Origin of the sequence: Shouchella shacheensis (genome assembly GCF_001484965.1) — a bacterium.
In the GTDB taxonomy this organism is placed as follows: Bacteria; Bacillota; Bacilli; order Bacillales; family Bacillaceae_D; genus Shouchella; species Shouchella shacheensis.
This window is the reverse complement of record NZ_LLYY01000018.1, coordinates 1-21,169: the sequence shown is the minus strand read 5'-3', so window position 1 is coordinate 21,169 and position 21,169 is coordinate 1. Positions and strand designations below refer to the sequence as shown.

Below are 21,169 nucleotides of genomic sequence, written 5' to 3'. Positions count from 1 at the left end.
TCTTTACAAGAGAATGCAAGTACGAAAGAGTTCCCTTCACGAGCGTTTTAGAAAAAATGCCTTGGCTTGCCTTTGATCTTCTCCAAGCTGTGCCTTAATCTCTTCAATGCCATTAAACTTCTGTTCAGAGCGGATGCGCTGAAGGAACGTCACCTTCACCTGCTGATCATAGATCTGCTGATCAAAATCAAAGATATTCACTTCAATCGAAGGCTCAGGAGCCGTTTCCACAAAGGTGGGCTTGAAGCCGACATTGGCCATGCCCTGATAGAGAACGCCCCCGTATTCCAGCGTCGCTACGTAGACGCCGACGCGGGGGATCATGTACCGATCATCCAACTGAACATTCGCTGTTGGAAATCCAATCTGACGGCCACGCTTGTCGCCATGCGCCACCGTCCCACGTATCGAATATGGTGTTCCTAGCAACTCCTCAATTTTCCCTACGTCCCCTTCAGTCAGAAGGTGGCGAATGCGTGTGGATGAAATCTTGTCATCCGCTTTGGTCACTTTTTCCACTGTTGTCTGCATGAAGCGACCTTTCGCATATTCGGACAAACGTTCCATATCGCCTTCCCCTTTGACACCGTATGTAAAATCAAAGCCTGCAACGACGTGGAGAACCGAAAGGCCAACAATAAATTGGTCGACGAACTGCTGTGGCGTTAAGTGAGAAAAGCCTCTGGTAAAATGAATTTCATAAAGTACGTCCACGTCAAGCTCCCGAATCCGCGCTTCTTTTTCCTGCATCGGCGTTAAGTAACGCATGGGCTCCTTGGGGTTTGCGAGAACTTCTTTTGGATGGGGATGAAACGTCATGACGGCCGATTGAAGGCCACATTCCGAGGCGATGTTCTTCGCTGTCTCAATCACTGTACGATGACCTTTATGCACTCCATCAAAATAGCCAAGAGCCATGACGCTTTCAGGTGCGTTTTCTACTTGTTTGACTGTATCGACATCTAGATGAATAATCTTCACGATCGTCCCTCCTGGCTTGCTGCCTGACAAAAAAGCTTTTCTGGTTTGATAAGTCCCGACTTTGTTGGGTGCTCATGATACATCGCCAAGCACTCTCCTTTTTCATTATAGAACAGAAACCGCTTTTCGCTAAAGCCTGACCCACTCTCAAGGACTGCACCGTTACGAATTCTCACTTCCAGCGCTGGATCTACAGTGTGTGCAGGCAAATCCCCAAGCGCCTTTTCTAAAGGCTGAAGAAACTGAACCCTTGTATGAGCCTCCTCCAACTCCTCCAATTCCTCAAAGGTAACGGTTTCTTTCTCTGTAAAAGGTCCAGATGCAACACGGGTTAGCTGGGACATGTGAGCTGGATAGCCGAGGGCTGCCCCTAAATCAACGGCGAGCGTACGGATGTAGGTACCCTTGCTGCAACTGACCCTAAAGGAAAACGAATACGTCCCATCAACGGGTGCCTGGTTAGAGCCCAGGAGTTCCAGCTGATAAATCGTAATCTCTCGCTCCGGACGTTCCACGTCAATACCGGCTCGTGCGTACTCATACAATCGTTTGCCGTTCACTTTAACGGCTGAATAATGAGGTGGAATCTGGGTCTGTGGACCGAGAAAACGTTGAAAGAGCGCTGTAAGCTCTTCTTCTGAAGGCGGCTGCTCTACTCGTTGACGCCGCACCACCTCTCCCCCTTCGTCTTCCGTGGTGGTGGAGAAGCCGAGTGTCACTTCTCCGACATAGGTTTTAGCAAAACCGCTCATATACTCTGCGACCTTTGTCGCTCGACCGAGACAAATTGGCAGCACGCCGTCAACCCCGGGATCAAGCGTCCCTGTATGACCTACTTTTTTTGTCTGAAATAGGCGCCTGATACGGCTCACACAATCATGAGAGGTCATCCCTCTCGGCTTATGTAAAGGCAAAATTCCCGTCGGTTCCACTTATGTTGCTCTCCTCTCTCCGTTACACGGATAAGAAGGATAGCAGCACAGGCCGCTATCCTACTCATCAATCGTTTGACTCATCTTTTTTAACTTCACGTAAAAGAGTTTCAATTCGATCTCCGTATTGAATGGATTCATCAAACTCAAAGAAAAGCTCTGGTGTTTTGCGAAGGCGAACGCGCTTGCCGATCTCCGAGCGAATAAAGCCTTTGGCTTTTTCCAAGCCCTTGAGTGTCTCGCGTTGTTCACCTTCGTCGCCAAGCACCGTGATAAACGCCGTCGCTTGCTGCAAATCGCCGGTGACGTCTACGCCTGTAACGGTGACAAAGCGCACACGCGGGTCTTTAATATCACGAATCAGAATATCGCTTAGCTCTTTCTTCATTTGTTCACCAACACGAACAGCACGATTATTGGCCATTCGAAATCACCTCTGCTCTGGAAAATTAGAGCCACTCCCAGTCTGTGATCGTACGCTCCGCCCCATCGGTCACATCAATGAGGGCGAGCGCACGGGCAAGTTCCTTTTCACACTGCTGCCTGTTGTTTGATATAGAGGCAAGCGCGAGTCCAGAACGCTGCCAGACTTCTTGGTGGTTCACTTCCGCGACGCTTATGTTGTACCGTTGCTTGAGTCTCGTGGTGATGCTTTTAACGACCGAGCGCTTCTCTTTCAGTGACTGGGCATCATAAATCACAAGCTCACAATACACAACGCCGACGGTCACGTACGCTCTACTTCTTCCATCACGTACGCTTCAATCATGTCGCCTTCCTTAATGTCATTAAATTTCTCAAGCGTAATTCCACACTCATAGCCTGCTGCCACTTCTTTGGCATCGTCTTTAAAACGTTTAAGGGCATTGAGCGATCCCTCATAAATCACGATACCGTCGCGAATCAAGCGAACCGTAGAGTTACGCGTGATTTTCCCATCCGTAACGTATGATCCAGCAATCGTACCGACTTTTGATACTTTGAACGTCGTCCGTACTTCCACTTGACCAATGACTTTTTCTTGGTACTCGGGATCAAGTGCACCTTTCATGGCTTGCTCAATCTCATCAATCGCGTTATAAATCACGCGGTGCAAGCGAATGTCCACATTTTCGGCTTCCGCTGTGCGCTTCGCGTTAACATCAGGGCGAACGTTAAAACCGATCACAATCGCGTTGGATGCCGCTGCGAGGATGATGTCAGATTCCTTAATGGCCCCTGCTCCTGTGTGAATGATGTTCACTTTCACGCCTTCTACGTCGATCTTTTCTAAAGAACCACGCATAGCTTCCACTGAACCTTGAACGTCCGCTTTAATGATGACGTTAATGTCTTTAATATCCCCTTGGGAGATCTGATTAAACAAGTCATCAAGACTTACTTTCGAAGAAGCCGTTAAATTCTCTTCACGGTAGCGAGCCATGAGGCCTTCTCCAACTTGGCGGGCTTTCTTCTCATCCTTGAAAGCTTGAAAGCGATCGCCCGCTTGCGGCACATCATTCAGTCCAGTAATTTCCACAGGCGCCGAAGGTCCAGCGCTCTTCACGCGTCTTCCAATATCGTTCACCAAGGCACGCACGCGACCAAAGGTGCTTCCGACGACTACTGCTTCGCCGACATGGAGGGTCCCACTTTGTACGAGCAGCGTCGCAACCGGACCACGCCCTTTGTCGAGCTGTGCTTCAACAACCGTACCTGTCGCTAGCTTATCAGGATTGGCTTTTAGTTCTTCCACCTCGGCCACGAGTAGAATCATCTCGATCAGCTCGTCAATGCCCTCTGCGTTAAGCGCAGAAACGTTAACGAAGATCGTGTCGCCACCCCATGCCTCCGGAACCAGTTCAAATTCCGTTAGCTCCTGCATGACGCGGTCAGGATTCGCCCCTTCCTTGTCCATTTTGTTGACAGCAACAATGATTGGCACTTCCGCTGCTTTCGCATGACTAATCGCTTCTTTTGTTTGTGGCATCACGCCGTCATCGGCTGCAACGACAAGAATCGTAATATCGGTTACTTGTGCCCCTCGTGCACGCATCGTTGTAAATGCCGCGTGACCTGGTGTATCAAGAAACGTGATTTTCTTGTTATCTTGCTCAATTTGGTAGGCCCCGATATGCTGGGTGATTCCGCCGGCTTCCCCTGCCGTCACTTTCGTGTGGCGAATGGAGTCAAGAAGCGTTGTTTTTCCGTGGTCGACGTGACCCATAATTGTCACGACAGGCGGCCGCTCCTGCAAGTCTTCTTCTTTGTCAGGCTGATCGTATAGTTCAATGTCAAGTTCATCGACAAGAACTTCTTCTTCAACTTCGACGCCATAGTCTGTACAAAGAAGCTCAATGGTGTCCTTATCCAGTTCCTGGTTGATCGTTGCCATTACACCAAGACCCATCAGCTTTTTAATCAACTCGGATGCTTCACGGTGCAATTTTGCTGCAAGTTCACTAACGGTTAAAGACCCTGAGATCGTAATCTTTTCTGGAAGGGGCATTTGTTGATGATTGGGCTTGTTTTGACCGCCACCCCGTCTCTTACCTCCGCGACCTTGATTGCGGCGATTGTTCGGACGACCTTGCTGCCCGCCTTTGCCACCGCCACGGTTAAAATTGTTCTGCTTTTGTCCTCCGCGACTACCGCCCTGGCCTTGGTTGCGGTTGCCACCCCCTTGGCCCTGGCTGCGATTTCCTCCACCCTGGTTGTTTCCCTGCCGTTGATTGCCGCCTTGGTTACCTTGAGACTTGCTCCCACCTTGGCTTCGTTTTCCGCCTCCGCCTTGAGCTTGATTTCGATTAGCAACACTTGGGCCGGTCTGTTTCTGGCCTCCACGGTCATTTGGAGCACCTTGTTTGTTTGGCTTCGATTGACCTTGAGCATTGGCTTTTTTCAAGGTTTCTTCCTCTACCGCTGACATATGGTTGGATACTTCCACACCCATCGTCTTTAGCTTTTCAATGAGCTGCTTGCTTTGAACATTGTTTGCCTTTGCGTATTCATGAATTCGCACTTTTGACATATACGTTCCTCCAATTTTATTGGCTTAACAACGTGGCCAGTTTTTTAGCAAACCCCTCACTCCTTACCCCGATGACCACACGCTCAGCTTTGCCAATGGCCCTACCAAGCGTACGCCGATCGCTAGTAACATAGACAGGGATTTGATAATACCCACATTTATCCAATACTTTTTTCTTCGTTCCGGCACTCGCGTCCGCAGAAAGTAACACAAGCGCTAGCGCCCGCTCCCTTACCTCTTTTAACACAAGCTCTTCTCCCGTTGTCAGCTGATTTGCGCGCTGACACAGTCCGAGCAAAGACAACCACGCTGGGTCTTCTCGGCTCATTTTGCGCGCCCCTTCGGACGAGCAGCTATAAGGGCATCATACACATCGCTTGAAATGGATACTTGCAAGTGACGCGAAAGGCTATCTTTCTTCTTCGCGAGCATAAAGACATCCTCGCTATTCGTCAAATAGGCACCTCGACCGTTTTTCTTCCCTGTCGGATCAAGAACAACCTCACCTTCGGGGGTACGCACAATGCGCACGAGCTCCCCTTTCGGCTTCATTTCATTTGTAACAATACATTTCCTAAGAGGAACCTTACGTTGCTTCACTTTTCCCATCCCCCTTACCTTCAAGTAAGATTACAACCGTTCGCTGTCATCCTCAAATCCCTCACTATCTTCTATCAGCCCTTCTTCGAGCTCTTCTTCCGCTTCCGTCTCATCTAAAAGCCCAAGCTCTTCCGCTTCGGATTCGCTTTTAATGTCAATTTTCCAGTTGGTCAGCTTGGCAGCGAGACGAGCGTTCTGTCCTCGCTTCCCAATCGCAAGGGACAGCTGATAGTCTGGTACAATCACCTGCGTCATTTTTTCTTCCTCGAAGACATTGACCTTGACAACTTTAGCCGGACTAAGGGCGTTGGCGACATAGACCACAGGATCTTCGGACCACTCGACAATATCAATCTTCTCTCCTTTTAACTCATCGACGATCGTCTGTACACGTTGTCCTCGTGGACCAACACAAGCACCGACAGAATCCACTTCCGGATTCTCTGAGTGAACAGAAATCTTTGAGCGATCGCCAGCTTCCCGGGACACCGATTTGATTTCCACCGTGCCGTCATAGATTTCAGGGACTTCTAGTTCGAACAGCCGCTTCAAAAGCCCTGGATGCGTTCTTGATATCAATATTTGCGGGCCTTTGGTTGTTTTTTCAACTTTCGTAATGAATGCCTTGATGCGGTCGTTATGTTTATACGACTCATTCGGCATTTGCTCTGAAAGGGGGAGAAGTGCTTCCACTTTGCCGAGGTCGACGTAAATAAAGCGGTGATCTTGACGCTGAACAATGCCGTTCATAATGTCTTCTTCACGGTCGATAAAGTCGGAATAAATAATGCCGCGCTCAGCCTCACGCACCCGCTGAGTGACAACTTGTTTGGCTGTCTGAGCTGCAATGCGACCAAAGTCTTTTGGCGTGACTTCGATTTCCACGACGTCATCCACTTCGTAGTTTGGGTTCCCTTCACGTGCTTCGTGTTCGGAGATCTCAAGCCGCTTGTCAAACACTTCCTCAACTACGACCTTTCGAGCAAAAACACGAATGCTGCCGTTATCTCGATTGACGTCAACACGGACATTTTGCGCCTGGCTAAAGTTTCGCTTATAGCCTGAGATGAGTGCCGCCTCAATGGCTTCAATAATCACTTCTTTTTTAATGCCTTTATCGATTTCAAGCGTCGACAAGGCATTCATAAATTCACTATTCATGGGTTGACAATCCCCCTTTTAAACTTAGGCTAGCGAGCTACACGAGTATGGAAAGCCGCGCATTTGCAACTTTTGTGTAGGGAACGGTGTAGGTAACGGTTCTCGTTTTTACTTTTCCTTCAATCGTTAATGTGTGATTCTCGAACGCTCTTAAAATCCCTTCAAATGCTTTTTCGCCGTCCACAGGTTCATAGGTGGTTACGTAGACGCCTTTGCCTACAGCCTTCTCAATGTCTGCTTCTTTTTTTAACGGACGTTCGGCACCCGGAGAGGATACTTCAAGAAAGTATGCTTCTGAGACAGGGTCGGCCGCGTCGAGCACTTCACTCAGCCGTTCACTTAAGGCCTCGCAGTCATCAAGGTCCACGCCAGCCTCAGAGTCAATAAAAACGCGCAGGAACCAGTTCGGTCCTTCTTTTTTAAATTCTACATCTACGAGTTCAAGGTTAAGCTCGCTAGCAATCGGCGCGGCCAATGCTTCCACTTTGCTTGAAATGCTCTTACTCAAGCCTGTCCCTCCTTTGTCATTTTAAAGAAACGTATGCACCGGGTCTCATAGTAGCCAGCGCATACGTTTGTGCGTGCATATGCATGTTTGTCTCGCCTAGCGCGAACAAAGAGAGTGGGTTGCCCCACTCTCCATTACAAGATCGTATGCTAACTATTACCATTGGCTAGTTTACCATAGCGGATTTCATATTGCAACTCAAGCCTAGACATAGTCGATGGGCCGGTAAGCCAACCTCGTCCTTTTTTTGAACGGCGGACATCGCTTTGTTAGAAGAGAGAAAGCTGGTTCGAATCAGGCAAATCATGCAAACAGCCGTGATCATTTAAGTTCTCGACAACGGTTTTCGTCAACTTCGCCCGTTGCTGCATGTCTTCTTTCGATAAGAAATGCCCGTCTTCACGTGCGCGGACGATGTTCAGCGCGGCATTCGTACCAACACCGTTCAAGGAATTAAACGGAGGGAGCAGGGAGTCCCCATCGACAATAAACTCGGTGGCTGCTGAGTTATACAAGTCCACCTTTTGGAAGGAGAAGCCGCGTTCACACATCTCCAGAGAAAGCTCGAGCACAGTGAGGACGGCTTTTTCTTTAGGCGCTGCGTCCAACCCTTTTTGGTTAATCTCCTCGATTTTGGCTCGAATCGGACTGGAGCCTTTAATCATCGTATCCATCTCAAAATCATCGGCGCGAACGGTAAAGTACGTCGCGTAATAAAGGATTGGGTGGTGCACTTTAAAATAGGCAATCCGCACCGCCATTAAGACATAGGCCGCAGCGTGCGCTTTCGGAAACATGTACTTAATCTTTGTACAGGAATCGATGTACCAGTCAGGAACGCCGTTCTTTTTCATCTCCTCCACCCACTCGGGCTGAAGGCCCCTGCCTTTTCGCACAAATTCCATGATTTTAAACGCAAGCGATGACTCAAGGCCGTTGTAAATCAAATACACCATGATGTCATCACGACAGCCGATGACATCCTTAAGCTCACATGTCCCGTTGTAAATGAGTTCATTGGCATTTCCAAGCCAGACATCGGTGCCGTGAGAAAGACCTGAAATTTGCAGAAGCTCGGAGAACGTGCTCGGCTTCGTTTCTTCAAGCATTTGCCGCACAAACCGAGTCCCAAATTCGGGAATACCGAGTGTCCCCGTTTTACACATAATTTGCTCCTCCGTCACCCCAAGCACTTCCGGAGAAGCAAAAATCTTCATCACTTCTGGATCGTCGGTCGGGATCGTCTTCGGATCAATGCCGGAAAGATCCTGAAGCATCCGAATCGCCGTCGGATCATCGTGCCCCAGAATATCAAGCTTCAAGAGGTTATCATGGATCGAATGGAAGTCAAAATGTGTCGTCTTCCACTCGGCTTTCTTATCATCCGCCGGAAATTGAATCGGGGAAAAGTCGTGAATGTCCATGTAATCTGGCACAACGATAATGCCGCCCGGATGCTGGCCAGTCGTTCGCTTCACCCCTGTACAACCTGAGACTAAGCGGTCAATCTCGGCTCCACGCATCAGGAGGTCGTGATCGCTTTGATAGCCTTTGACGAACCCGTACGCGGTTTTGTCTGCAACCGTACCAATGGTCCCAGCGCGGTAAACGTAGTCTTCGCCAAAGAGATCCTTCGTATAAGCATGCGCACGAGGCTGATATTCTCCCGAGAAATTCAAATCAATATCCGGAACCTTATCCCCTTTAAAGCCAAGAAACGTTTCAAACGGAATGTCCTGTCCTTCTTTTGTGTAAGCCGTTCCGCACTCTGGACAGTCCTTATCCGGCAAGTCATACCCAGAGGCCACAGAGCCATCATTGAAGAAATGTGAATGTTTACAGCTTGGACAGACATAATGAGGGGGCAAAGGGTTCACTTCGGTAATCTCTGTCATCGTTGCCACAAAGGAGGAACCTACCGACCCACGGGAACCAACAAGATAGCCATCATCGAGGGATTTCTTCACCAGCTTTTGCGAGATTAAGTAAATGACCGCAAAGCCGTGACCAATGATGCTTTTGAGCTCTTTTTCAAGCCTTGCTTCCACAAGCTCTGGCAGCTCGTGCCCATAGATCGAGCGAGCCATCCCGTAGCTCATTTCACGGATCTCTTCATCTGCGCCTTCAATTTTCGGCGCGTAAAGGTCATCGGGGACTGGAAGAACCTCTCCCACTCGCTTTGCGATTCCCTGTGTAGCTTCCACAACGACCTGCTTCGCTACTTCTTCCCCGAGAAAAGAGAACTCCTCAAGCATTTCTGGCGTCGTGCGGAAATGTACAGGAGGAAGAGTTTGCCTGTTCAGTGGATTCGCCCCGCCTTGAGAGGCGATCAAGATCTTACGGTAAATGGCGTCTTCTTCATGCAAATAATGAACATTCCCTGTGGCTACAACGGGAATGTCCTGCTCGTCGCCAAGCGTCACTATCTTCCCGATAATCTCCTGCAGTGCCTCTTCATTTTTGATTAGCTCACGCTCGATCAAATGTCGATAGTTTCCGAGCGGCTGAATTTCTATGAAATCGTAAAACCGTGCCACCTTTTCCACCTCATCGGCGGACTTCTGCATCATCCCCTCAAAGACTTCTCCTTTATCACAGGCAGAGCCGATCAGTAAGCCTTCGCGATACTTGTTCAGCTGTGAACGCGGGATCCTCGGCGTCCGAAAATAATACTCCACATGAGACATCGACACGAGTCGGTATAGGTTTTTCAACCCTTCCTGTGAAGTGACGAGAATCGTGCAGTGGGACGGGCGCTGTCGATGGAAATTCCCCTGCCCCATATGGTCATTGAGCTCATCATGGAAGAGGATTTCTTTTCCCGTCACGTCTTTGACCATCTTCCAGAGCAAATACGCGGTCGCTTCCGTATCATAGATCGCTCGATGGTGACTGACAAGTTCAATGTCAAACTTCTTACAGAGTGTGTTCAGGCGGTGGTTTTTGAGTTCTGGATAGAGAAAGCGCCCAAGTTCAAGCGTATCGATCACTGGATTGGTCACTTCACCGAACCCTAATTTTTTGTACCCCACGTTCAAAAAGCCGATATCAAAGCTGGCGTTGTGGGCCACGATCGTCGCACCTCCGGCAAATTCGCGGAATTGACGCAACACTTCACCGGCCTCTGGGGCTCCTTTTACCATATCGTCTGTGATGCCAGTTAAATCAATGATCGTCGCACTTAGCGGCTCATGAGGATTGGCAAACGACTCGAATTTATCGACGATTTCACCGTTTTTGATCTTAACAGCTGCAAGCTCAATGATCGTGTTATAGACAGCCGATAGGCCCGTGGTCTCAACGTCAAACACGACATATTCTTCTTCAAACAGCGAGCGGTGATCATCATTATAGGCGATCGGAACGCCGTCATCGACAATATTGGCTTCCATGCCATAAATCACGTTGACCCCGTGCTTCTTCCCTGCTGCATACGCCTCAGGAAAAGCTTGAACAACTCCGTGATCGGTGATCGCAATCGCTTCATGTCCCCACTTAGCAGCTTGCTCTACATATGCACCAACGGAGGCCATGCCGTCCATTTGACTCATGTTAGAGTGAGTGTGGAGCTCGATTCGCTTCTCGCCTTCCTCCGCTTCATCAAGTCGTTCCACCGCCGTCACTTGATTAAAGTCATTGGCAATCATCACGAGGTCACGAACAAAGGTATCGTTTTGAATCCCCCCGCGTGCCTTGACCCACATCCCCTTTTTTACAGCTTGCATCACAGGGACATCTTCTTTGTCGCGGGAAAACATTTTCACAAGAATCGAATCAGTATAATCGGTGATCTTAAAGGTCAACAACGTTCGACCACTACGAAGCTCACGAATGTCTGTGTCAAACACATAGCCCTGTACGGTAACGCGACGTTCTTCATCAACAATCGCTTCAAGCGGCATTGGATCATCTTTAATCGGGTAGCCAAGCGTAAGACTCGCCTGCTGTACTTGTTTCTCTGTTTCCTCTTCCATCCGTTTCTTCTCAAGCATCGCCTCTACGACTTTAGAATGATCCTCTTCCGCGCGCTTACGTACGAATTCCTCATACGCTTCTTTTGATTCCTCAACGTGAACGTCAAACGGGATCACAGGCAAACCGACCATTGTCACGATGTGGTGAAACGGCTCTTTTAATTTGCGCGCGAGCGCCCCCGCTTCCGCCTCGTTTCTTGCTTTAATTCGGAGCCTTCCTTCAACGAGTTCTGGTGTCTGCGCACGAACCATATTCGCAAGTGCTGGAGTCACTTCCATTAAACGTGACGTGAGTAGCGGCCAGTAGCTCTGCCAATCCGCAAGTCCCGGTTCACATTTGCGATAACGGAATGTACACGTTGCTTGAGCCACCTCTTTAAACACGTCTGTGAGCCGCGCTTGAAACAGCTCACAAAGCTCGGCCGGAAGCAGCGTCTCTAGCTCGATATAAAAATGCCAAGACTTTTCACGTTGCGAGATTGCTAGTTTTTCAATTTGGCCATCCTGAAAATGATGACGCACGTTCTCTGGGATATGTAGCTGATCAAGAAGAAGCTGTAATCGCTCCACGCGCGTTTGATCACGGGTACTCACCTGTTACCTCCCCCTTAAGCAGAAAAGGCTGACCGCAAAAGAGTCAGCCGATCTATGATTTTACTTCGTTAACTGCGCTTCGATAAAGGCAATCAGGTCATCAACGTGAACATCGTGCTGTTCCCCTGTGGTGCGAAGCTTCACTTCCACCATCGATTCCCCTGCTCGCTTGCCAACCGAGACGCGAATCGGCAATCCGATTAAATCCGCATCTTTAAATTTCACGCCTGCCCGCTCTGCGCGGTCGTCGTAAAAGACTTCCACACGATTCTTTTTCAATGTTTCGTACAAGTGCTCGGAAAGCTGCATTTGTTCCTCATTCTTTACGTTTAAGCATAGCAAATGCACATGGTACGGGGCAACGGGAGCCGGCCACTGAATCCCGTTTTCATCGTGAAACTGCTCAATCACAGCCGAAACTGTGCGAGAAACACCGATGCCGTAGCAGCCCATATAAAAAGGTTTGGCCTTGCCATTTTGATCAAGGAACTGTGCACCAAGTGCTTCTGAATAACCTGTGCCCACTTTAAAGACTTGTCCAACCTCGATTCCTTCGGCGAACTGAATCGTCCCCTGACCGTCTGGTGACGCATCGCCCGCTTGAATGAAGCGCAGATCCTTGTATTCTGTGACTGAGTAATCGCGACCAGGGCCTACACCAATATAGTGATAGTTTGTCTCATTCGCTCCGCAGGCAATGCGGTTCATTCCTTGAATGGCATAGTCTGCATAGATCTTGACATCTTTCACGCCTACAGGTCCAAGTGACCCCGGCGTTGCACCAAAAGCCTCAAGGATCTCTTCCTCCGATGCCATCACAAGCTCTTTCGCTCCAAGCTCATGCCCGGCTTTCACTTCATTCAGCTCGTCATCACCGCGAAGAAGAAGCATGGTGAGCTCGTCATCCAGCTTTACAACGAGCGCCTTCAGGATTTCGTTATTCTGCATGCCAAGAGCTTCTGCGGCATCAGCTACTGTTTTCGCATTTGGTGTCGGCTTCTTCTCTAGTTGCGCATGATCCTGAGCAGAAACGGGCTCTGGTGCCTTAGTTGCGGCCATTTCAATATTGGCGGCATAATCTGAGCCGTCCGAATAGGCAATCGTATCTTCGCCAACACTTGCAAGCGCCATAAACTCATGCGTATCCTTCCCGCCAATCGCTCCGGAGTCGGCAATCACCGGACGAAACTCAAGGCCGACACGTTTGAATATGCGCGTATACGCCGCGTGCATTTCCCAGTACGTCTCATCGAGGCTTTCCTCGGTGTCGTGGAAGGAATAGGCGTCTTTCATAATAAATTCCCGTCCGCGAAGCAAACCAAAGCGCGGACGCCGTTCATCGCGGTACTTCGTTTGAATTTGATAGACGTTTAGCGGCAACTTTTTATAAGAGGCAATGCCGTCTTGAATAAGTGTGGTGATCACTTCTTCATGAGTCGGCCCAAGCGCAAAATCGCGCCCGTGGCGATCCTTTAAACGGATGAGCTCATCCCCCATTGATTCCCAGCGGCCAGACTTCTGCCACAGTTCAGCAGGGTGAAGAGTCGGAAGTGTGAGCTCCTGAGCTCCTATTGCATCTAGCTCCTCCCGAATGATCGCCTCTACTTTGGCAATGACCCTTTTGGCGAGTGGCAAATACGCATACACACCAGCAGCAACCTGGCGCATCATGCCAGCCCGCAGCATCAGCTGATGGCTAATCGCGTCCGCATCCGCGGGCACGTCGCGCATCGTTGGCGCTAAATAATTCGACTGTCTCATAGGCAAGCGTTCCTTTCTTCTGTTCTTAAGAGAATAATCGGCTAATATCGTTCCAGGTGACCACAATCATCAAGAGCATTAAGAAGGCAAAGCCTACGAACTGAATTGCCCCTTCTTTTTCAGGCGATACCGGCTTCCCAGCGATCCCTTCATAAGCAAGGAAGCACAGACGCCCTCCGTCCATTGCCGGGATGGGGAGAAGATTGATGATGCCCAGGTTGACAGAGAGGAGAGCAGCGAACATCACCACAGAGTAGAGCCCCATAGAAACGGCTTGACCCGTAACATCATAGATTCCAACCGGTCCAGCTACATAGTCCAGGGAAAAGTCACCTGTAATGATGAGAGAGAGCGTATCGAAAATAGCAGTGGCAAACTGCACCATGCTAGCTCCTGCTTCTGTGATTGCTCCTGTTAAGGAAAACTCGAATTCCGTAGTTACCCCGAGAACACCTTCGTATTCACCAGGTGCAATTTCCCGTTGATCCAATAAAACGGACGTCTGCATGCTTTCACCATCACGAATGTAATCAATGGTTACTTCCTGATTTGGGTGGGCTTGAATTTGTTCTGTCATTTCGTTCCAGGAAGCAACTTCTACGCCCTGTACTGCTGTCACCGTATCCTGATCTTGAAGCCCAGCAGTATCAGCAGGCGTATCAAGGTCCACAATTAATTCCGTTGACTCACGCACTCCTGTATACAAGAACAGTCCAAACAACACGACAAACGCCAACACAAAATTCATCAACGGTCCGGCAAAGATCGCCATCGCCCGCTTCGGTACAGATTTTGCCCCGAACTGACGGTGCCACGGCGCGTTTTGCTGGGCGACCTCATCTTGGACAATCAATGCCCTCTCATGAACGTTGTAGCGCACAAGCTCGCCGCTTTCCTCGTCATGGGTTTCGATAAAGAGCTCATGAACAAGGTCAATACGTTCTACTTGCACGACATGGGCTTCTGGGTGCTTGGATTTGTTGTTGACGATAATTTCTGTGACGAACTCCTTCTCGTCAAACACAAGCCCGATTTCATACCCAGGTCTGATATTCGTTTGCTCTGGGTCTTCTCCTGCCATGCGAACATACCCACCGATCGGCAATAAGCGAATCGTGTACACTGTTTCATTCCGCATGAACGAAAAGAGCTTCGGCCCCATGCCGATTGCAAATTCATAACAAAGAATGCCAGCCTTCTTCGCAAAGTAGAGATGGCCCCATTCGTGTACAAATACGAGTACACTGAATATGGCAATAAAAGCAAGTAACGTATTCAAAACGACTCCGCCTTTCGTTTATAGAGGTTGTTCAAAAAAATCTGAGCATAAGAGGAGCATTTTTTCAGCGAATGACCATTTCGAGGTACATTCGCTTATAGAGCAAGCGTTGCTTTCCGCCTCGTTTCTGCGTCCACCGCTTGAATGGTTTCTAAGGATGGTTGGCCAATACGCTCATGCCCCGTTAGAGCCTGTTCAATCACACGTTCAATTCCGAGGAAATCCAGCTTCCCTTTTAGAAACGCGGCAACGGCCACTTCATTCGCCGCATTTAATACCGTAGGCATGGTCCCGCCAGCTTTTCCAGCCTCATAGGCGAATTCCATGCAGCGATAGCGTTCCAAATCGAGCTTTGAAAAATGCAGCTTCCCCAGCTCCCATAGATGGAGACGTTCTTCCTCAGGGCGCTCTAAGCGAGCTGGATACGACAGCGCGTATTGAATCGGCACGCGCATATCAGGTGTACCTAGCTGTGCAATCACGCTTCTGTCTACGTATTCAACCATGGAGTGAATGATGCTTTCATCGTGAATCAGTACATCAATTTTGTCATAACTGAGGCCAAAAAGCCAGTGCGCTTCAATGACTTCCAGCCCCTTATTCATCATCGTGGCAGAATCAATCGTCACTTTTGCTCCCATTGACCAGTTTGGATGACGCAGGGCTTGTTCCACCGTCACTCCTTCTAGCTCTGCACGTCCCTTGTCCCTGAAACTCCCACCCGAAGCTGTGACAATAAGGCGATCAATCGCTTCCACTGGTTCTCCGTTTAAGGCCTGGAAGATCGCCGAATGTTCACTATCTACAGGAATTAGAGCCACTCCTTGCTTCTTTGCTGCCTCCGTTACAAGATGACCTGCCGTGACAAGGGTTTCTTTATTGGCAATGGCGATGGGCTTGCCCGCCTCAATCGCCGCGAGCGTCGGTTCAAGACCAATGCTTCCTGTAATGCCAGTGACCACCACATCGGTAGCGGCATACGCCGCCACCTCCACTAAGCCTTCAAGGCCTTCTGTGACTTCTAGGTTCGGGAATTCGCTTCGCAAGGCTTGAGCGTCCTGCGTATCTTGAACAGAAACCAGGTTAGGCGAGAATTCTTTGATTTGTTCTCGAACAAGCTCCAAGTTCTTGCCAGCTGTCATTGCAGCAAGAGAAAACCGTTCTGGATGAAGACGTATTATATCAAGGGTTTGTGTACCGATCGACCCCGTGGCCCCAAGTAAACCAACTTGTTTCACCATACTCACCTGCCATTTTTTTATTACCATTATTTTTATTTCGTCCCTGCAGTTCTTATGAACCATCCTTAAATAAGCTGCAGCAAGTGCAGAATTGGCATTACATAAATAAGGCTATCAAAGCGGTCCAAAACCCCGCCATGCCCTGGAAGTACGTTGCCTGAATCCTTAACGGCATAATGCCTTTTGAGCGCTGACTCTACAAGATCGCCTAGTTGTCCAAAAACAGAGGTCACCAGTATGACCAAAAGAGCGGTTATGTAATTCGGAAAAACGGGATAGCTCACGTAGAAAATGGTTCCGATCACCACAGCGGCCCCTACGCCGCCAAGCGACCCTTCAATCGTCTTATTCGGGCTAATATCCGGCCATAGCTTGCGTTTTCCCATCGCTTTGCCAATAAAATAAGCGCCCGAATCCGTCGTCCAAATAAGGGCAATCACAAAGAACACCAGCCACATGCCCACCTCCGGCACATCTCGCGTCATAATCAAATAGTGAAAGCCAAAGCCGACGTAGACACTAGAGACGACAACAAAACCTACTTCATCAAACGTAAACTGGTTCTTCGTTAATACGGTTAACATTAACAGGACAAGAATAAGAAAGATGAATGTCTCTACTTTTGTATACTGAATGGGGGCAAAAGCCTCAAACCAATTAGTCGGCACAAGCAAAAGCCACATCGAAACCAGCCCAACGATTCCTCTCAACGAAAGAGCCCTTATTTTTTTCATTTTTAATAGTTCAATCATCGCCATCGTTGCCGCCACAACCACAAACGCTGAAAAATACCAGCCACCTAATAGAACCATAGCAATAAATACGATTCCAAAACCAAGGCCCGTTATTATACGCTGCTTCATTTGGTGCTCCTTTCGCTAAATCCCCCCGTACCTGCGGCCCCGCTGTTGGTAAACGGACACCGCTTCATGAAAATGAGCGGCCTCAAAATCAGGCCAAAGCACATCTGTAAACCAAAATTCGCTGTAGGCTAGCTGCCAAAGCATAAAATTGCTTAAACGTATTTCACCACTGGTACGAATAAGCAAATCAGGGTCTCTCATCGCCCCGCTCATCAGATAGGTACCAATGAGGTCCTCGTCAACTTCCTCCACGCTCAATTCCCCTTGCTTCACTTTCCTGGCAATCGCGCGCATTGCTTCCGCCATCTCATAACGACTGCCGTAATTTAAAGCGAAATTCAAGACGAGTCCCGTATTGTGCTTCGTTTTCTCAACGGCTTCTTCGACCGCTCGCAGTGTGTAAGATGGAAGACCTTCTGGCTGTCCCATCAAGCGTACTTGCACATTTTCAGAAATAAGGGTCGGCAGTTCGCTTTTTAAATAGCGTTCTGGAAGTCTTAAGAGAAAATCAACTTCCGTCTTTGGTCGTTTCCAATTTTCCGTTGAGAATGCGTAAAGTGTGAGAAACTCCACACCGAGCGCATTGGCTGTGCGTACGATTTTGTTGACAACTTTCATCCCTTCACGGTGTCCAGCCACACGGGGAAGTCCTCGTTCTTTGGCCCAGCGACCGTTGCCGTCCATAATGATGGCGACATGCTTCGGTATATTGTCTAAATCAAGTTCTGTACCAGGCGCTGCATCCTCAGTGGCCGTGAAGTTTGACTTCCATTTTGAAAATTTCTCAAGCATTCGTACGCCCTCCATCTCGCTAACTCTTGCTCCCATTTCGTAAATGCAAACCTTAAAAAACCCCCTAAAAAGAGGGTCTCCTACTATGCTTCATCATACACGGAAATCGTTTAGACTTCCATGATTTCTTGTTCTTTCTCTTTTGCTTTTTCATCAATCTTAGCAATATAGGAATCGGTTAGCTTTTGGATGTCATCGGTGGCCCCGCGAAGATCGTCTTCTGTCAGTTCACCATCTTTTTGTTGTTTTTTGAGCTCGTCGTTGGCATCACGGCGAATGTTTCGAATCGCCACTTTGGATTCTTCCGCTGTTTTGCTAACAACCTTACTTAGCTCCTTGCGACGTTCTTCCGTTAAGGCAGGAATAGCGATCCGAATCACCTGACCATCATTGGATGGTGTAAGGCCAAGGTCCGATTTTAAAATCGCTTTTTCAACTTCTTGAATTGCTGACTTGTCGTAAGGCTGAATAACGAGAAGACGAGCTTCAGGTACAGAAACAGAGGCGAGCTGATTGAGGGGTGTTTGAGCACCGTAATAGTCCACCATGACACGATCAAGGATCGCAGGGTTTGCTCGTCCTGCTCGCAATTTTGCAAGTTCACGGCTAAGAGAGTCAAGCGCTTTTTCCATTCTTGTCTTTGCTTCTTGGTTCACTGGTTTTGTCATCGCAAATGTCTCCTTTTCTTATTTTCCTTTTACAACCGTTCCGATTTCTTCACCGAGAACGGCTCTTTTGATGTTGCCATCTTCCATAATAGAGAATACGATAAGTGGAATGTTGTTGTCCATACAAAGGGAAGAAGCGGTAGAATCCATTACTTGAAGGCCGTCTTTTAATACGTCCATGTATGTAATGGTTTCATATTTCTTTGCATTTGGGTCAACGCGCGGATCCGCATTATAGACGCCATCGACATTGTTCTTCGCCATTAAAATCACTTCAGCTTCGATTTCAGCTGCCCTAAGAGCCGACGTTGTATCTGTGGAGAAATACGGGTTCCCTGTCCCGGCAGCAAAAATGACCACGCGTTTTTTTTCAAGGTGGCGAATGGCTTTCCGACGAATATATGGCTCAGCCACCTGTCTCATTTCAATAGAGGTTTGCACACGCGTTTCGACCCCGATGTTCTCAAACCCATCTTGAAGCGCTAGTCCGTTCATCACCGTCGCCAACATCCCCATGTAGTCAGCTGTCGCACGATCCATGCCTTGAGCACTTCCTGCCATTCCTCGCCAGATATTCCCCGCACCTACCACAATCGCAACTTCTACGTCTAAATCCACAAGTTCCTTGACTTGCGCAGCAATCGATTGAATGACTTTCGGGTCAATTCCATAGCCTTGCTCACCAGCAAGCGCTTCTCCACTTAATTTAAGAACCACACGATTGTACTTATTCATGTTAACCTCCGTTTTAAACGCATAAGGGGTGGTTGCAGGCTGCTGCTCGTATATGATCCTCTCCCGTCGCCCCACTGGTACGTTGACTATGCTACGTATTTCTGAAAAAAAGGGACACAAGCGCCCCGTGTCCCTTCTATAAGCTATTTATTTCTTCACTTGTGACATTACTTCTTCCGCGAAGTTATCTTCACGTTTCTCAATGCCTTCGCCGACTTCATAACGTACAAACGTTTGGACCGTTGCGTTTTTGCTCTTCACATAGTTGCCGACTTTTTGATCGCCATCTTTAACGAAAGGCTGGTCAAACAAGCACACTTGCTCGAAGAACTTACTTAAGCGACCTTCGACCATTTTTTCAACAATGTTTTCAGGCTTGCCTTCGTTTAACGCTTGTTGTTTCAGCACGTCACGCTCACGTTCAACAACGTCAGCTGTCACTTCATCACGAGAGACGTATGTCGGATTAATCGCTGCCACATGCATCGCGATGTCTTTGGCAAGTTGCTCATCGGTCGAACCAGCAATTACCGTAAGTACACCAATACGTCCACCCATATGAAGGTAGGAACCAAACGCGTCGCCGTCGCCTTTCTCAACAACGGTGAAACGACGAAGAGAAAGTTTCTCACCAATCGTAGCGATTGCCGAATTAATATGAGACTGCATCGTCTCGCTTCCGCCCTTAAAATTCTGCTTAAGCGCTTCTTCCACATTCGCTGGAGAATGCGCAAGTACGTGCTCCGCTAGTTCTTTAACAAGTGTTTGGAAGTTCTCGTTTTTCGCAACGAAGTCCGTCTCAGAGTTAACTTCTACAATGACAGCTTTGTTTCCGTCTACCACAACTGCTGAAAGTCCTTCGGCTGCCACGCGATCTGCTTTCTTCTCTGCTTTCGCGATTCCTTTTTCACGAAGGAAATCCACCGCTTTCTCCATATCGCCGTCGACTTCTGTCAACGCCTTCTTACAATCCATCATGCCTGCGCCTGTTTTTTCTCGCAGTTCTTTTACCATGCTTGCCGTAATTGCCATCATTTTGCCTCCTTTAGTCTTGTCCGTTCGATTTATTTCAGGCTCAAAAAAAGGAAGCAAAGGGCTTTTCTCCCCTTGCCACCCTTTTTGGAGTCCGTCATTTACGCTGTAGTTGTTTCTTCAACGTCAACTTCTTCTTCATCGTCCCCAGACGTCGCTTCAATGACTGCATCAGCCATTTTCCCAGTTAGAAGTTTAACTGCGCGAATCGCATCGTCATTCCCAGGAATCACGTAGTCAATTTCATCTGGATCACAGTTTGTATCCACAATCGCAACAATTGGGATGTTCAGCTTATGAGCTTCTGCAATCGCAATACGCTCTTTGCGAGGGTCAATGACAAACAGTGCGTCCGGAACGCCATTCATGCCTTTAATACCGCCAAGAAATTTCTCAAGGCGATCCATTTCTTTTTTAAGCAAGATAACTTCTTTCTTAGGAAGCACTTCAAATGTGCCGTCTTCTTGCATTTTTTCGAGGTTTTTCAAACGCGTGATCCGCTTTTGAATCGTCTCAAAGTTTGTCAGTGTTCCACCAAGCCAGCGCTGGTTGATGTAGAACATGCCACAACGAGTAGCTTCGTCGCGCACAGAGTCTTGCGCTTGTTTTTTTGTACCAACGAAAAGAACTTTTCCTCCGTCAGCTGCAAGGTCGCGAACAAAATTGTACGCAGTCTCGACTTTCTTGACCGTTTTTTGCAGGTCAATGATATAAATTCCGTTACGTTCTGTGAAGATGTAGCGATCCATTTTCGGGTTCCAACGACGAGTCTGGTGACCGAAGTGTACACCCGCTTCTAGCAATTGTTTCATGGAGATAACTGCCACATCCAACACCTCCTTTTGGTTTTGGGTCCTCCGCGCTCTTCATTTTTTGACAACACTAGGCAAATGCCTAGCACCTTCGCCAAAATCCAAGGCGTGTGTATTTAACACCGTGGATTAATATACCATACTGCACGTTTTGTTGCAAGCCAATCTACCATATTACAGCTCTGAGGAGTAAACGTTAAGAAAAAATGTACGAAAGGTTATGTCG

The 21,169-nt window shown here is 48.4% G+C and carries 19 protein-coding genes; all 19 read right to left on the bottom strand.

The window, feature by feature from the left end; translation table 11 throughout:
• Nucleotides 1–36: 36 nt before the first annotated feature.
• The 19 genes from ribF to rpsB all read right to left on the bottom strand — a co-directional run bounded on the left by ribF (nucleotide 37) and on the right by rpsB (nucleotide 20,958).
• Nucleotides 37–981 carry a riboflavin biosynthesis protein RibF gene (gene ribF, locus AVZ68_RS14110; RefSeq protein WP_059105209.1) on the bottom strand — a complete coding sequence of 315 codons (945 nt, stop codon included), beginning with the start codon at nucleotides 979–981 and terminating at the stop codon, nucleotides 37–39.
• Nucleotides 978–1,913 (bottom strand): tRNA pseudouridine(55) synthase TruB, encoded by a 936-nt coding sequence (gene truB / locus AVZ68_RS14105; RefSeq protein ID WP_082676632.1) that lies wholly within the window; start codon nucleotides 1,911–1,913, stop codon nucleotides 978–980. Before truB ends, ribF begins: the two co-directional genes overlap by 4 nt.
• A gap of 67 nt (nucleotides 1,914–1,980) precedes the next feature.
• Entirely contained in the window at nucleotides 1,981–2,337 is a 357-nt protein-coding gene (gene rbfA / locus AVZ68_RS14100; RefSeq protein ID WP_059105208.1) for a 30S ribosome-binding factor RbfA, read from the bottom strand.
• A gap of 25 nt (nucleotides 2,338–2,362) precedes the next feature.
• Nucleotides 2,363–2,644 carry a DUF503 domain-containing protein gene (locus tag AVZ68_RS14095; RefSeq protein WP_059105207.1) on the bottom strand — a complete coding sequence of 94 codons (282 nt, stop codon included), beginning with the start codon at nucleotides 2,642–2,644 and terminating at the stop codon, nucleotides 2,363–2,365.
• Nucleotides 2,641–4,923 carry a translation initiation factor IF-2 gene (gene infB / locus AVZ68_RS14090; protein WP_059105206.1) on the bottom strand — a complete coding sequence of 761 codons (2,283 nt, stop codon included), beginning with the start codon at nucleotides 4,921–4,923 and terminating at the stop codon, nucleotides 2,641–2,643. The genes AVZ68_RS14095 and infB overlap by 4 nt, the downstream gene beginning before the upstream one ends.
• 16 nt (nucleotides 4,924–4,939) lie before the next feature.
• Nucleotides 4,940–5,251 (bottom strand): YlxQ family RNA-binding protein, encoded by a 312-nt coding sequence (locus AVZ68_RS14085; RefSeq protein ID WP_059105205.1) that lies wholly within the window; start codon nucleotides 5,249–5,251, stop codon nucleotides 4,940–4,942.
• A complete protein-coding gene (gene rnpM, locus AVZ68_RS14080) occupies nucleotides 5,248–5,523 on the bottom strand; it encodes an RNase P modulator RnpM (RefSeq protein ID WP_302466625.1) in 276 nt (91 codons plus the stop codon). Before rnpM ends, AVZ68_RS14085 begins: the two co-directional genes overlap by 4 nt.
• A 30-nt stretch (nucleotides 5,524–5,553) precedes the next feature.
• Complete coding sequence (gene nusA, locus AVZ68_RS14075) at nucleotides 5,554–6,684, bottom strand: transcription termination factor NusA (protein ID WP_059105203.1); 1,131 nt, start codon at nucleotides 6,682–6,684, stop codon at nucleotides 5,554–5,556.
• A 37-nt stretch (nucleotides 6,685–6,721) separates the two neighbouring features.
• Nucleotides 6,722–7,192 (bottom strand): ribosome maturation factor RimP, encoded by a 471-nt coding sequence (gene rimP / locus AVZ68_RS14070; protein ID WP_059105202.1) that lies wholly within the window; start codon nucleotides 7,190–7,192, stop codon nucleotides 6,722–6,724.
• Between the two features lie 269 nt (nucleotides 7,193–7,461).
• The gene (locus AVZ68_RS14065; RefSeq protein ID WP_059105201.1) at nucleotides 7,462–11,760 is read right to left on the bottom strand and encodes a PolC-type DNA polymerase III; all 4,299 of its coding nucleotides are present in this window, start codon (nucleotides 11,758–11,760) and stop codon (nucleotides 7,462–7,464) included.
• 60 nt (nucleotides 11,761–11,820) lie between these two features.
• Nucleotides 11,821–13,521: a proline--tRNA ligase gene (locus AVZ68_RS14060; RefSeq protein WP_059105200.1), complete on the bottom strand. Its 1,701-nt coding sequence runs from the start codon at nucleotides 13,519–13,521 to the stop codon at nucleotides 11,821–11,823.
• 25 nt (nucleotides 13,522–13,546) lie between these two features.
• Nucleotides 13,547–14,800, bottom strand: coding sequence for an RIP metalloprotease RseP (rseP, locus tag AVZ68_RS14055; protein WP_059105199.1), 1,254 nt, complete (start codon nucleotides 14,798–14,800; stop codon nucleotides 13,547–13,549).
• Between the two features lie 95 nt (nucleotides 14,801–14,895).
• The gene (locus AVZ68_RS14050) at nucleotides 14,896–16,038 is read right to left on the bottom strand and encodes a 1-deoxy-D-xylulose-5-phosphate reductoisomerase (protein WP_059105258.1); all 1,143 of its coding nucleotides are present in this window, start codon (nucleotides 16,036–16,038) and stop codon (nucleotides 14,896–14,898) included.
• 68 nt (nucleotides 16,039–16,106) lie between these two features.
• On the bottom strand, nucleotides 16,107–16,904 hold the full coding sequence (locus AVZ68_RS14045; protein ID WP_059105198.1) for a phosphatidate cytidylyltransferase: 798 nt from the start codon (nucleotides 16,902–16,904) through the stop codon (nucleotides 16,107–16,109).
• A gap of 15 nt (nucleotides 16,905–16,919) precedes the next feature.
• Complete coding sequence (gene uppS / locus AVZ68_RS14040; RefSeq protein ID WP_059105197.1) at nucleotides 16,920–17,696, bottom strand: undecaprenyl pyrophosphate synthase; 777 nt, start codon at nucleotides 17,694–17,696, stop codon at nucleotides 16,920–16,922.
• A 110-nt stretch (nucleotides 17,697–17,806) separates the two neighbouring features.
• A complete protein-coding gene (frr, locus tag AVZ68_RS14035) occupies nucleotides 17,807–18,364 on the bottom strand; it encodes a ribosome recycling factor (protein ID WP_059105196.1) in 558 nt (185 codons plus the stop codon).
• Nucleotides 18,365–18,382: 18 nt separating this feature from the next.
• Nucleotides 18,383–19,099 (bottom strand): UMP kinase, encoded by a 717-nt coding sequence (gene pyrH / locus AVZ68_RS14030; protein ID WP_059105195.1) that lies wholly within the window; start codon nucleotides 19,097–19,099, stop codon nucleotides 18,383–18,385.
• 147 nt (nucleotides 19,100–19,246) lie between these two features.
• Complete coding sequence (gene tsf, locus AVZ68_RS14025; RefSeq protein WP_059105194.1) at nucleotides 19,247–20,131, bottom strand: translation elongation factor Ts; 885 nt, start codon at nucleotides 20,129–20,131, stop codon at nucleotides 19,247–19,249.
• A 101-nt stretch (nucleotides 20,132–20,232) separates the two neighbouring features.
• Complete coding sequence (gene rpsB, locus AVZ68_RS14020; protein WP_059105193.1) at nucleotides 20,233–20,958, bottom strand: 30S ribosomal protein S2; 726 nt, start codon at nucleotides 20,956–20,958, stop codon at nucleotides 20,233–20,235.
• Nucleotides 20,959–21,169 lie beyond the last annotated feature (211 nt).